Consider the following 12,131-nt stretch of genomic DNA (forward strand, 5'->3'; position numbering starts at 1 on the left):
ACCCCGTCATCCACGCCCAGGCCCGGCTGCGGGTGATGGTCGCGCTCGCGGCCCTCTCCCCCGACGACCGGATCACCTTCCCGCGCCTGCAGCAGCTGCTGGAGATGACAGCGGGGAACCTGTCGACGCACCTGCGCAAGCTCGAGGACGCCGGGTACGTCGAGGTCACCAAGGCCCACCAGGGCCGCACACCCGTCACGTGGGTCGCCCTCACCGTCGCCGGACGGCGCGCGTTCGAGGACTACTCCGCCGCCCTGCGCGCGATGCTGGGCTGATGACCGCCGAAGCGTTCGCCGTCGAGGAGCACCGCGCCCACCTGCTGGCCATCGGCTACCGGCTCACCGGCTCGCGCGCCGACGCCGAGGACGCCGTGCAGGACGCGTGGCTGCGCTGGGACCGGCTCGGTCCCGACGGTCGCGCGCAGGTCCGCGACACCCGGGCGTGGCTGGCGACGACCGTCGGGCGGCTCTGCCTGGACCGGGTGCGCTCGGCGCCCGCCCGCCGCGAGCGCTACGTCGGGCCGTGGCTCCCGGAGCCGCTGGTGACGACGGGTCCCGACGACGTGCTCGACGCCGTCGTCGCCCGCGAGGACGTCCGGATCGCCGCGATGCTCGTGCTCGAGCGCCTCTCCCCCGACCAGCGCGTCGCCTTCGTCCTGCACGACACCGCCGGCGTGGGGTTCGACGACGTCGCCGACGTGCTCGGCTGCACGACGCCGACCGCGCGCCAGCTCGCCTCGCGGGCCCGGAAGGCGGTCGGCGCCGCGGCCGACGCCGGCGACCTGCCCGACGCCGTCCCGGAGCCCGAGCAGCGCCGCGTGCTCGACGCCCTGGTCGCCGCGCTGGCCGCCGGCGACGTGCCGGCGCTGGTCGCCGTGCTGCACCCCGACGCGGCGCTGCGCACCGACGGCGGCGGGATCGTCAAGGCCGCCCGACGCATCGTGGTGGGCGCGGACAAGGTCGCGCGCCTGCTCGTCGCGCTGGTCGAGCAGGCCGGGCCGGAGGTGCTGGCCGGGGCGCGACCGGTCCTGGTCAACGGCGAGGCGGGACTGGTCATCCCGTCCGAGCCGGCGCCGATCGTCGTCGCCCTGACCGTCGACGGGGGCCGCGCCCTCGCCGTGCACGCGGTGCTCACCCCGGAGAAGGCACCGCCCTGACCGGCGACGTCGCCGGGACCTCGCACGACGCCGCGAACCCCTGGGCGTGCAGCCCGAGGGCGAGGTTCATGCGGGCACGCTGGTTCTCGACCGCGATCAGGTAGGTCAGCTCGACGAGGCCCGCGTGGCCGAGGCGGGTGTCGAGGTCGGCGACCTGGGCGTCGGTCACGGTCGGCGGCTGCGCCGTCATGGCGTCGGCGTAGGCGAGGATCGCGCGCTCGTCGTCGTTGAAACCCGGGTCGTCGGGGGCTCCGTCGGCCGCGGCGCGGCGCAGGTGGTCGCCGTCGAGGCCCTGGCGCAGCCAGAGCATCTCCCCGAAATCGACGCACCACGAGCAGCCGACCTGCGTGGCCGTCCGGTAGACGGCGAGATCACGGAACCGCGCCGGCAGGACCGTCGCGGCCTTCTCGGCGAGCGACTCGGCGATCGCCGACGTCCGGAACAGGCCGGGGTGGTGGCGCAGGGCCCGGAACGGCTCCGGGACCTCGCCGAAGCGCCGGCGGGCGTAGGCGTAGGCGAGGCGGCCGAGGATGCCGGCGTCGCGGTCGGGGACGAGCGGGATGCGGGACATCGGGACCTCCGGGGGGTGGCGGGGGCTGTCGGAGGGAGGACGGCGCGGCCGCCCGGAACGTGACACCGTGAGCGCCATGGAGGCCGATGACTTCGCCGACGTCCTGTCCTCGGTGCGCGAGTTCGTGCGCGAGGAGGTGGTGCCGCGCGAGGACGAGATCGAGACCGCCGACGAGGTGCCCGCCAAGCTGCGCGAGCAGTGCAAGGCGATGGGGCTCTACGGGTTCGCGATCCCCGAGGAGTTCGGGGGCATCGGGCTCTCGATGCGCGAGGAGGTCGAGCTCGCGATGGAGCTCGGCTGGACGACGCCGTCGCTGCGCTCGCTGTTCGGCACGAACAACGGCATCGCCGGGCAGGTGCTGCTCGCCGGCGGCACCGCCGAGCAGCAGCAGGAGTGGCTGCCGCGCCTGGCCTCGGGCGAGGTCGTCGCGTCCTTCGCGCTCACCGAGCCCGACGCCGGTTCGGACCCGTCCTCGCTGACCACGAAGGCGGTGCGTGACGGCGACGAATGGGTGATCACCGGGCAGAAGCGCTGGATCACCAACGCACCGCTGGCCGACGTGCTCATGGTCTTCGCGCGCACCGACGCGGACGCCTCCCCGGCCAAGGGCATCTCGACCTTCCTCGTGCCGACCGACGCCGCCGGCGTCTCGTTCTCCGAGCACGACGCGAAGATGGGCCAGCGGGGGTCGTGGACGTGCGAGGTCTACCTCGACGACGTCCGGGTGCCGGCGGCGAACCTCGTCGGCGGGGACCAGGGCCTGCACCGCGGCTTCGTCACCGCCATGCGCTGCCTGGCCCACGGGCGGCTGCACATCGCCGCGCTGTGCATGGGCATGGCCGCACGGCTCGTGCACGAGACGACGGAGTTCGCGACGGTGCGCGAGCAGGGCGGGCACGCGATCGCGACCTACCAGCTCGTCCAGGGCCTCGTGGCCGACTCCGTGACCGACTGGCACGCCGGGCGGGCCCTGGTCCGCGAGGCCGCGAAGGCCTACGACGACGGCTCCGACACCACCCTGGGGCCGTCCACGGCGAAGTACTTCTGCTCCGAGGCCGTCGGGCGCATCGCCGACCGGGCGGTGCAGGTCCACGGCGGCTCGGGCTACATGCGGGGCGTGCCCGTCGAGCGCATGTACCGCGACGTGCGGCTGTTCCGGATCTACGAGGGCACGAGCCAGATCCAGCAGGTGATCATCGCCCGCGGGGTGCTGGGAAGCGCTGCGCGCACGTGAGTGATGTGGGTCGTCCTGACGACCCACATCACTCACGTGCGAAGCTTCGATCATGGCGCTCGACGGCGGCATCCTCTCCGGTCTGATCCGCCCCGGCGCGCGCATCGCGCTCGCGGACGGCTGCGGCAGCCCGCGCGCGGCGTACCCGCTGCTCTCGGCCCTGGCGCGCGAGCGCGGGGACCTGCGGCTCGTCACCGGCTGGCTGCCCGGCCCCGCCGACGGGCTCGAGCTCGACGCCTTCGCCGACGCGCGCACCGTGATGCCCGGGTGGGGCCTGCGGCCCGCCGCCGAGGCGGGGCACATCCACGCCGTGCCGGCCCGGCTCGCGGCCATGCCCGCGCTGCTGGCGGGCCCGCTGCGCCCCGACGTGCTCGTGGTCGCCGCGGCGCCGGGGCCGGTCGGGCCGGTGCTGGGCGCCGAGGTGTCCTGGGTGCGCGCGGTGATCGACCTCGGCGTGCCGATCGCCGTCGTCCTCGACCCCGACCTCCCCCGCGCCGCCGTCGGGCCGCCGCTGCCCGACGAGCAGGTCTTCGTGCTCGGCGAGGCGGCCGGCGGTCCGTACGCGCCGGTCCCGGCCGCCACCCCGAGCGCCGAGCACGAGGCCATCGGCCGCCACGTCGCCGGCCTGCTCACCGACGGGGTGCGCCTGCAGTGGGCGCCCGGGACGCTCGGCGCGGCCGTGGTCGACGGGGTGCGCGCCGCCGGGGTCCGGGTGCAGGCCGACTCCGGCCTGCTCGGCGACGGGGTGGTCACCCTCGACGAGGCGGGGCTGCTGCTCTCCGACCCCGTCGCCACCTACCTCGTCGGCACCCCCGCGCTGTACGCCTGGGCGGATGACCGCGGGCGGGCCGGGCACCCGGTGGTGCACCGAATCGAGCACACCCACGAGCCCTCGCGGCTGGCCGCCGAGCCGCCGCTGATCGCGGTGAACACGGCGGTGGAGGTCGACCTGGACGGTCAGGTGAACGTCGAGGGCACCCGGAACGCCCTGGTCGGGGGTATCGGCGGACACCCCGACTACGCGGCGGCGGCCGCCCGTTCGACCCGCGGGCTCTCGGTGATCGCGGTCGCGTCGCAGCATCGGGGACGGTCGACGCGCGTCGAGCACCTGTCCCGCCCCGTGACGACCGCCGCGCACGACGTCGACGTCGTGGTCACCGAGCACGGGCCCGCCGACCTCCGCGGACTGGACCGCGCCGAGCGCCGCCGGTCCCTGGACGCGGTCTTCCCGAGCTGAGCGCCCGGGCCCGCCCACCGAGATCGTTCACGGCGGGACGAGTCCCCCGCCCTAGGGTGGGTAGCCGGACGACGTCCGTTCACCTCGCCGACCTCCAGAGGACACCCCATGGCCGACGGCACGACCGCCCCCCGCCCGCACCTCGCCGCCGTGCCGGCCGAGGCCGGCACGCGCACGCCGGTCCTGCCGGCCGAGGAGGCGCAGCAGCCGTACGACGCCCCCGACCTGCTCGCCGCCCTCGACGCCGGGGACGAGGAGGCCGTCCGCGCCTGGTTCCGCGCGCACAGCCCGGACCCGTCGAGCCTGTTCGTCTACGGGCTCTACCTCGGCGCGGGGATCGCCGGGCTCATGGAGTGGCCCGCCGTCCTGCTGGGCGTGGTGGGGCAGGTCGTCATCGACCGGCGCTTCGGCGGCGTCGAGGCCCTCGCGGCCGAGCTGCGCGCGAAGCTCGACGGCGCGCTGCCCGCCCGGAGCTGAGCCCGGCGCCGGGTCAGGACCGGACGAGACGGGCGATCGCCGCGGAGGCCTCCTGGACCTTCTCGGCGGCCTCGTCGTCGCCCGCCTTGGCGGCGTCGACGACGCAGCTGCCCATGTGCTCCTCGAGGAGCCCGAGGGCGACGTTCTGGAGCGCGTGGGTGGCCGCGGAGACCTGGGTGAGGACGTCGATGCAGTACTTGTCGTCCTCGATCATCTTGGCGATGCCGCGGACCTGACCCTCGATGCGGCGCAGCCGCCGCAGGTGATCGTCCTTGTGGCCCGCGTAGCCGTTCATGACCCTCCTGGGCGCCGTGGTGCAGCGCCCAGATTACCTCGCGTCGACGGTCGGTCCGAGTGCCTGACGCACGGCGCCGGCGGCCGCGTTGACCGACTCGCGCGCCGCGTCGTAGCCCCGGGGCGACTCGACCATCGGCTCGTTGGTCATCACCGCGACCACGAAGCGCCCGTCGACGACCGCCACGGAGTGCATGTCGCCCCGTGAGCCCAGGCAGCACAGCCAGCCCTGCTTGACCGGCGAGCGTCCGTCGAGGAAGCCGTAGCCCTGGTCGAACCCGTCGCCCGCGATCCGGGGTGCGTCGGACATCGAGCGCAGGACGAGGTCGCGGTCGGGCGCCGGGAGCTCGACCTGCACGTGCCGCAGGAGCTTCACCATGTCGCGCGCCGAGGTCTGGACCTCGCCCCACTGGGAGGGGTCCTCCGGGCTGGTGGTGTCCTCGAGGCCCACCGACCGCGCGACCCGGCCGATCGCCGCGGGCCCGTCGTACTCGGTCCACAGGGCGTTCATGGCGGGGTCGCTGCTGGAGCTCAGGGCGGCGTGCACGAGGCGCAGGTCGCGGGCGCCGAGCTGGATCTCGCCGGCGCGCTGACGCTCGAGCATGTCGACGACGAGGAAGAGCTTTGCCAGCGACGCGGTGTTGAACGTGTCCTCACCGTTCGAGCCCGGCGCGAGCTCGCCGGTGGCCGTGTCGGCGACCGAGACCGCGACACGGAAGTCGTCCCGCGCGCCCGCCTCCTCGCCGGCGGTGGCGGCGCCGGCCAGGTCGACCTCGGGCGCCTCCGGGGCGGTGGGCGGCGCGACCGTCTCGGTGGTGTCCTCCGCCGGCAGCGCCAGCGCGGCCAGCGTGCTCGAGCCCCCGTTGAGGCTGTCGACGGTGACCAGCGTGCCGGCCACCACCGCACCGACCACCGCGGCGCCCAGGCCCAGCGGCAGGCCCGTGGACCGGCGGCGTCGGGGCGCGCTCCTCGTCCGTCGGGGCGCCGCGGGCGCCGCTCGGCGCGGGGCCTCCGCACTGCGGACCGAAGTGCTGCGGACCGAAGAGCTGCGGCGAGCCACGGGCGTCGGCGACCCCGTCGGCGTCTCCGCGCGGCGGGCGACGGCCGGTTGCGGGGCGGTGCGGGGCTGGCGCGCCGTCTCGTCCGGCGACGGAGCGGACGGCGGGGTGCGCGGAGGCCGGACCGGTGCCGGGGGTGCCGGCGGCTGTGCCGCGGCGGGCCGGGGTGCGGGGGCCTGGGGTGCGGGGGCCTGAGGTGCGGGAACCGCCGCCGGGCGGGGAGCGGGCGCGCCCCCCTGCCGGGGCCGTGGCGCATGGTGGCCGGGAGGCGGACCGGGTACCCGCGCGTGCCGGGACGGCGGGCCGCCGTACGCCGGGGGCGGTACGAACGGCGCGGGCGCCCTGTGACCCGGAGAGGGGGCCACCGGCCGGGGTCCGGTCAGCACCGCGACACCCGCGCCCTCGGGCGCGCGGTGGCGCGCCGGAGCGGCGACGGGCCCGCCGGAGCCGTACGGACGGGGGCGTCCCGCTGATCCGTCCGGCCCCGGCTGCGGCGGCAGCCGGTGGGAGGTCACGAAACCATCACACCACCTCGCCGCGCGTGATCGTCGGCCACCCGGCCACTTTCGGGCGGGCGAGTTGACACCGATACCCCCCAGGGGTACTCAGGAGGGGTCGAGAGAGGGAGGTCCACGGTGAGCGCACCGTCCGTGCCGTCCGCCCCGGCGCCCACCGGGGCCGACGCCCGGCGCGTCGAGCTGGCCATCACAGGCATGACGTGTGCCTCCTGCGCCGCGCGGATCGAGCGCAAGCTCAACCGGCTCGACGGCGTCACCGCCAGCGTCAACTTCGCCACCGAGAACGCCCGGGTCGACCACCCGGCGTCGGTGGGGGTGGACGACCTCGTCGCCACCGTCGAGAAGCTCGGCTACGGCGCCACCGTGCCCACCCCGGCGAGAACGCCCGGCGACGACGACCGCCCCGGGCCGGGCGACGCCGACGTCCTGCGCACCCGCCTGCTCGTCAGCCTGGCGCTGACGCTGCCCGTCGTCGTGCTCGCGATGGTGCCCACCTGGCAGTTCGAGTACTGGCAGTGGCTCTCCGCGATCCTCACCGCGCCCGTCGTCGTCTGGGGCGGTCAGGACTTCCACCGCGCGGCCTGGACCAACCTGCGCCACGGCGCCGCGACCATGGACACCCTGGTGTCGGTGGGCACGCTCGCCGCGCTCGGCTGGTCGTTCTACGCCCTGTTCCTCGGCGGCGCCGGGATGCCGGGGATGACCCACGGGCTCTCGCTGACCGCGGCCGGCGGGCCCGACGCCATCTACCTCGAGGCCGCGTCGGCGGTGACGACGTTCGTGCTGGCCGGGCGCTGGTTCGAGGCGCGCGCCAAGCGCCGGGCCGGCGACGCGCTGCGCGCCCTGCTCGACCTCGGCGCCAAGGACGTCGCCGTGCGCCGCGACGGGCGCGAGGAGCGCATCCCGGTCGACCGCCTCGTGCTCGGCGACGAGTTCGTCGTGCGCCCCGGCGACACCGTGGCCACCGACGGCGTCGTCGTCGAGGGCCGCTCGGCGGTGGACGCCAGCGCCATGACCGGCGAGTCGGTGCCCGTCGAGGTGGACCCGGGCGACCGGGTCAGCGGCGCGACGGTCGCGGTCGGCGGGCGGCTCGTGGTGCGCGCGACCGCGGTCGGCGCCGACACCCGCCTGGCCCGGATCGCCCGACGGGTCGAGGAGGCCCAGAACGGCAAGGCCGACGTACAGCGCCTCGCCGACCGCGTGTCCGGAGTGTTCGTGCCGGTCGTCATCGCGCTCTCGCTCGGCACGCTCGCCGTGTGGCTGCTCCTCGGGGCGGGGGCGTCGGCGGCGTTCACCGCGGCCGTCGCCGTGCTCATCATCGCGTGCCCCTGCGCGCTGGGGCTGGCGACGCCGACCGCGCTGATGGTCGGCACCGGGCGCGGCGCCCAGCTGGGCATCCTGCTGCGCGGCCCCGAGGTGCTCGAGTCCACCCGCCGGGTCGACACCGTCGTGCTCGACAAGACCGGCACGGTCACCAGCGGCGAGATGGCCCTGGTCGACGTCACCCCGCTCGCGGGGGTCGACGAGGACGACTTGCTGCGCCGCGCGGGTGCGCTCGAGGACGCGCTCACCCACCCCGTCGCCCGCGCCGTCGCGGACGCGGCCCGCGAGAGGCTCCCCGAGCTGGATGGAGTCCTGCCCGCCGCCGTCGACGTCGCGGCCCGCGACGGCCTGGGCGTCCGCGGCACCGTCGAGGGCCGCACCGTGGTCGTCGGCCGCACCCGGCTGCTCGACGCCGAGGATGTCGCCGTCGACGCCGAGCTCGCCGACGCCGTCGCCCGCGTCGAGGCCGGAGGCGCCACACCCGTCGCGGTCGCGTGGGCGGACGACGCCGGCGTGCTGACCGCCCGCGGCGTCCTCGCCGTCGCCGACACCGTGCGGGCGACCTCCGCCGACGCGATCGCCGCACTGCACGACATGGGCCTGCGCACCGTCCTGCTCACCGGCGACCACGAGACCGTCGCCCGCGCCGTCGCCGACCAGGTCGGCATCGATACGGTGATCGCCGGGGTGCTGCCCGAGGAGAAGGCCGACGAGGTGGCCCGCCTGCAGCGCGAGGGCGCGGTCGTCGCCATGGTCGGCGACGGGGTCAACGACGCCGCCGCCCTGGCGCGCGCCGACCTCGGGCTCGCGATGGGCACCGGGTCGGACGCGGCGATCGAGGCCGGCGACCTCACCCTTGTGCGCGGCGACCTGCGGGTCGTGCCCGACGCGCTGCGCCTGGCCCGGCGGACGCTCGGGACCATCAAGGGCAACCTGTTCTGGGCGTTCGCCTACAACGTGGCCGCGCTCCCCCTGGCCGCGTTCGGCCTGCTCAACCCGATGATCGCCGGGGCGGCGATGGCGTTCTCGAGCGTCTTCGTCGTCGGCAACAGCCTGCGGCTGCGGCGCTTCGCACCGCGGGGTGGTGTCCGATGAGCTGGCGCGACGTCCCCTGGTCGACGGCCGCGCAGGCGACCGCGCACTGCCTCACCGGGTGCGCGATCGGCGAGGTCCTGGGCATGGTCATCGGGACCGCGGCGGCGCTGTCGAACGGCGTGACCGTGGTGCTCTCGGTGGCCCTGACCTTCGTCTTCGGCTACGCCCTGACGATGCGCGGCGTGCTGCGCTCGGGCGCCGGGCTGCGCACCGCCGTGCGGGTCGCGCTCGCCGCGGACACGGTGTCGATCGCGGTCATGGAGCTGGTCGACAACGGCGTCATCGTCCTCGTCCCCGGTGCCATGGACGCGGGGCTGGCCTCGGTGCTGTTCTGGGCGACGCTGGCCGTGTCGCTGGCGATCGCCTTCGTCGTCACCACGCCCGTCAACCGGTTCATGATCAGTCGCGGCCGCGGGCACGCCGTCGCACACGCCTACCACTGAACCTGATCTAACCTCGGGGCGTGCGTCACGCATTCGGCACGACCTTCGACGTCCAGGGCGTCTACCTGAACACCCCGTCCATCGGGGTCCCGCCGCGGCCGGTGGTCGACGCCGTCTCCGACGCGGTCGCGGCGTGGGGGCGGGCGGAGTCGTCGCCGCCGCAGTTCGACGGCGCCGTCGACACGGCACGGGCGTCGTTCGCCCGGCTCGTCGGGGCCCCGGCGTCGTCGGTGGTGCTGGGCAGCGCGGTGTCGGGCCTGCTCGGACTCGTCGCGGCGTCGCTGCCGGCCGGGACGCGGGTGCTCACCGCGGACCGCGAGTTCACCAGCGTCACCTTCCCGTTCGCGGGCGCCGGCCACGAGGTGACCGAGGTGCCCCTCGAGGACCTGCCGGAACGGACGGGCTCGGCCGACGTGGTGGCCGTGAGCGTCGTGGCCTCCGCCGACGGCGCCCTGGTCGACCTCGACGCCCTGCGTTCGGAGGTCGGTCCGGACACCCTGGTCGTCCTCGACGCGACCCAGTCGCTGGGCTGGCTGCCCGCCGAACTCTCCTGGGCCGACGTCGTCGTCGCCGGCGGGTACAAGTGGCTGCTCTCGCCCCGCGGCGCCTCGTGGATGGCGGTCTCCGACCGGCTCGCCGAGCGTCTCGTCCCGCACCAGTCCGGCTGGTACGCCGGGGGCTGGGACGCGATCTACGGGCTCCCGCTGCGCCTGCACCCCGACGCCCGCCGCTTCGACCTCTCCCCCGCCTGGCTCGCGCACGTCGGGGCCGCGACCGCCCTGCCCTGGCTCGAGAGCCTCGATGCCGCCGCGGTGCACGACCACGGGGTCGGGCTCGCCAACCGCCTGCGCGCGGGGCTCGACCTGCCGTCGGCCGAGTCGGCGATCGTGGCCCTGCGCCACGAGGGCGCCGCCGACCGCCTCGCCGCCGCCGGCATCCGCGCGGCCCTGCGCGGCGGGGCCGCCCGCCTCGGCTTCCACCTGCACAACACCGACGCCGACGTCGACGCCGTGCTCGAGGCGCTGGCCTGACGCGGTCCCCCGTAGGCGCGAGGGGCACGTTGCGCACGATCGACGAGCGTCCACGCCTGCGGGACGTGCCCCTCGCGCAGGCGCGACCTCTCCATCTCGATCTCTCGACAGTGTCACCGGTGTCGTCGCGCCCGAGGACACTGGCGGCACCGTCGGGAGATCGAACTGGAGAGCACCCGCCACCGGCCTCCGCGGGCCGGGCCGGGCCGTCGCGGCCGTCAGGCCGGGTCGCGCGGGTACTGCTGGGGCGCGTTGACGGCGCAGTAGGTGCAGGACTCGGTGGGGAAACGAGCCGGTTCCTCGGGCTCGACCGGTGCGGCCGGACCCCGGCGGGGCCGCAACAGCACCGCCGAGAGCAGGGCCCCGACGACGAGCAGCCCGGCGGAGATGGTCATGGCCGTCCGGAAGCCCTCGGAGAACGCGGGCGGATCGGTGTAGTCCTGCCCGGAGATGCCCGCGACGGCCGGGATCAGCGCGACCGCGAGCAGCCCGGCAGCCCGGGCGATCGCGTTGTTGACGCCCGAGGCGATGCCGACGTGGCGGTCGTCGGCGGCGTCGAGCACGGTCGCCGTGAGCGGGGCGACGGTGCCCGCGAGCCCCAGCCCGAACAGCGCGACCGCCGGCAGGACGTCCACGAAGTACGAGGCGCCGACCCCGATGCGACCCAGCAGGAGCATCCCCGTCGCGGCGAGCAGGAGCCCGACCGTCATCGGCCAGCGCGGCCCGATCCGCTGCGCCAGGCGCCCCGAGCGGGCCGAGAGCAGCAGCATGATCACGGTGATCGGCAGCATCGCGGTGCCGGCGGCGAGCGGGCTGAACCCCGCGACCACCTGCAGCTGGAGGACGACGAGCACGAAGTTCACGCCGAGCGCCCCGTAGACGAGCAGGGTGACGACGTTGGCGGCCGTGAAGCGCGGGTTGGCGAACAGCTCGCCGGGCACGAGCGGGGCCCGCGAGCGCCGCTCGACGAGGACGAACGCGACGAGGGCGAGCACGCCCACCACTCCGGTGACGATCACCGCCGGGGTGCCCCCGTCCTCCCCCGCGGCGGTCAGCGCCCAGGTCAGGGCCCCGAGGCCGGCGACGGCGAGCACGGTGCCCGGCACGTCGAGGTGGTGGCTCGCCTGCGGGTCCCGCGACTCGGGCACGTGCCGCAGCGCCACGACCACGATCACCACGGCGAACGGGATGTTGATGAGGAACACCGCGCGCCAGGTCCACTCGACCAGGAAGCCGCCGAGGAACGGGCCGATCGCCCCGGCGACGCCGCCCAGGCCCGACCACGCGCCGATGGCCGCGGCGCGGTCGCTGCCGTGGAACGACGCCGAGATCAGCGCCAGGCTGCCCGGGGTCAGCAGCGCGCCGCCGACCCCCTGCAGCGCGCGCCCGGCGATGAGGAACTCCACCGACGGCGCGAGCCCGCAGAGCGCCGAGGCCACCGCGAACCACACGACGCCGATGACGAAGACCCGGCGGCGGCCGAAGCGGTCGCCCAGCGACCCGCCGAGCAGGATCAGCCCGGCGAGGGTGAGCGTGTAGCCGTTGATCGTCCACTGCAGGGCCGCGAAGCTCGCGTCGAACTCGGCGCCGATGCGCTCGAGCGCGATGTTGACCACCGTCGAGTCGAGCAGGGCCAGGCCCGACCCGAGCACGGTCGTCAGCAGGATCCAGCGGCCCCGGGCGCTGCCCATCCG

At 75.8% G+C, this 12,131-nt stretch carries 12 protein-coding genes; 8 read left to right on the plus strand and 4 right to left on the minus strand.

Features of this window, described 5'->3' with window-relative positions:
• The first annotated feature begins 35 nt into the window (after positions 1-35).
• Both OG774_RS08215 and sigJ read left to right on the plus strand, forming a co-directional pair.
• Complete coding sequence (locus OG774_RS08215) at positions 36-275, plus strand: winged helix-turn-helix domain-containing protein (RefSeq protein ID WP_328310852.1); 240 nt, start codon at positions 36-38, stop codon at positions 273-275.
• Positions 275-1,156 (plus strand): RNA polymerase sigma factor SigJ, encoded by an 882-nt coding sequence (sigJ, locus tag OG774_RS08220; RefSeq protein ID WP_328308392.1) that lies wholly within the window; start codon positions 275-277, stop codon positions 1,154-1,156. Before OG774_RS08215 ends, sigJ begins: the two co-directional genes overlap by 1 nt.
• Here sigJ and OG774_RS08225 read toward each other — a convergent pair.
• Positions 1,131-1,727 carry a carboxymuconolactone decarboxylase family protein gene (locus tag OG774_RS08225; protein WP_328308394.1) on the minus strand — a complete coding sequence of 199 codons (597 nt, stop codon included), beginning with the start codon at positions 1,725-1,727 and terminating at the stop codon, positions 1,131-1,133. The two genes, sigJ and OG774_RS08225, sit on opposite strands and share 26 nt — an antisense overlap.
• A gap of 76 nt (positions 1,728-1,803) precedes the next feature.
• Between OG774_RS08225 and OG774_RS08230 the strand changes: the two genes are divergently transcribed.
• From OG774_RS08230 to OG774_RS08240, 3 genes are all read left to right on the plus strand, one after another.
• A complete protein-coding gene (locus OG774_RS08230; RefSeq protein WP_328308396.1) occupies positions 1,804-2,961 on the plus strand; it encodes an acyl-CoA dehydrogenase family protein in 1,158 nt (385 codons plus the stop codon).
• Positions 2,962-3,013: 52 nt separating this feature from the next.
• Positions 3,014-4,198, plus strand: coding sequence for an acetyl-CoA hydrolase/transferase C-terminal domain-containing protein (locus tag OG774_RS08235; protein WP_328308398.1), 1,185 nt, complete (start codon positions 3,014-3,016; stop codon positions 4,196-4,198).
• 108 nt (positions 4,199-4,306) lie between these two features.
• Positions 4,307-4,675 carry a hypothetical protein gene (locus OG774_RS08240; RefSeq protein ID WP_328308400.1) on the plus strand — a complete coding sequence of 123 codons (369 nt, stop codon included), beginning with the start codon at positions 4,307-4,309 and terminating at the stop codon, positions 4,673-4,675.
• Positions 4,676-4,688: 13 nt separating this feature from the next.
• On the opposite strand, the gene OG774_RS08245 is transcribed toward OG774_RS08240, so the two are convergent.
• Positions 4,689-4,970 carry a metal-sensitive transcriptional regulator gene (locus OG774_RS08245; protein WP_274197183.1) on the minus strand — a complete coding sequence of 94 codons (282 nt, stop codon included), beginning with the start codon at positions 4,968-4,970 and terminating at the stop codon, positions 4,689-4,691.
• Between the two features lie 33 nt (positions 4,971-5,003).
• Positions 5,004-5,882 carry a serine hydrolase gene (locus OG774_RS08250; RefSeq protein WP_328308403.1) on the minus strand — a complete coding sequence of 293 codons (879 nt, stop codon included), beginning with the start codon at positions 5,880-5,882 and terminating at the stop codon, positions 5,004-5,006.
• A gap of 780 nt (positions 5,883-6,662) precedes the next feature.
• Here OG774_RS08250 and OG774_RS08255 point away from each other — a divergent pair.
• From OG774_RS08255 to OG774_RS08265, 3 genes are read left to right on the plus strand one after another with little or no spacing between them, the layout of a single operon-like run.
• Positions 6,663-8,963 (plus strand): heavy metal translocating P-type ATPase, encoded by a 2,301-nt coding sequence (locus OG774_RS08255; protein ID WP_328308405.1) that lies wholly within the window; start codon positions 6,663-6,665, stop codon positions 8,961-8,963.
• Entirely contained in the window at positions 8,960-9,406 is a 447-nt protein-coding gene (locus OG774_RS08260; RefSeq protein WP_328308407.1) for a DUF4396 domain-containing protein, read from the plus strand. The genes OG774_RS08255 and OG774_RS08260 overlap by 4 nt, the downstream gene beginning before the upstream one ends.
• 20 nt (positions 9,407-9,426) lie before the next feature.
• Complete coding sequence (locus OG774_RS08265) at positions 9,427-10,437, plus strand: aminotransferase class V-fold PLP-dependent enzyme (RefSeq protein ID WP_328308409.1); 1,011 nt, start codon at positions 9,427-9,429, stop codon at positions 10,435-10,437.
• 218 nt (positions 10,438-10,655) lie between these two features.
• Here OG774_RS08265 and OG774_RS08270 read toward each other — a convergent pair whose 3' ends face one another.
• Positions 10,656-12,128 carry an MFS transporter gene (locus tag OG774_RS08270; RefSeq protein WP_442873997.1) on the minus strand — a complete coding sequence of 491 codons (1,473 nt, stop codon included), beginning with the start codon at positions 12,126-12,128 and terminating at the stop codon, positions 10,656-10,658.
• Positions 12,129-12,131: the final 3 nt, after the last annotated feature.

This window comes from Actinomycetospora sp. NBC_00405 (assembly GCF_036044095.1).
Lineage (GTDB): Bacteria > Actinomycetota > Actinomycetes > Mycobacteriales > Pseudonocardiaceae > Actinomycetospora > Actinomycetospora callitridis.

Coding starts and splice junctions, on each gene's coding strand:
- OG774_RS08230 (WP_328308396.1), top strand. CDS start 1,804: ATGGAGGCCGATGACTTCGCCGACGTCCTGTCCTCGGTGCGCGAGTTC.
- sigJ (WP_328308392.1), top strand. CDS start 275: ATGACCGCCGAAGCGTTCGCCGTCGAGGAGCACCGCGCCCACCTGCTG.
- OG774_RS08225 (WP_328308394.1), bottom strand. CDS start 1,727: ATGTCCCGCATCCCGCTCGTCCCCGACCGCGACGCCGGCATCCTCGGC.
- OG774_RS08215 (WP_328310852.1), top strand. CDS start 36: ATGGTCGCGCTCGCGGCCCTCTCCCCCGACGACCGGATCACCTTCCCG.
- OG774_RS08260 (WP_328308407.1), top strand. CDS start 8,960: ATGAGCTGGCGCGACGTCCCCTGGTCGACGGCCGCGCAGGCGACCGCG.
- OG774_RS08245 (WP_274197183.1), bottom strand. CDS start 4,970: ATGAACGGCTACGCGGGCCACAAGGACGATCACCTGCGGCGGCTGCGC.
- OG774_RS08240 (WP_328308400.1), top strand. CDS start 4,307: ATGGCCGACGGCACGACCGCCCCCCGCCCGCACCTCGCCGCCGTGCCG.
- OG774_RS08235 (WP_328308398.1), top strand. CDS start 3,014: ATGGCGCTCGACGGCGGCATCCTCTCCGGTCTGATCCGCCCCGGCGCG.
- OG774_RS08270 (WP_442873997.1), bottom strand. CDS start 12,128: ATGGGCAGCGCCCGGGGCCGCTGGATCCTGCTGACGACCGTGCTCGGG.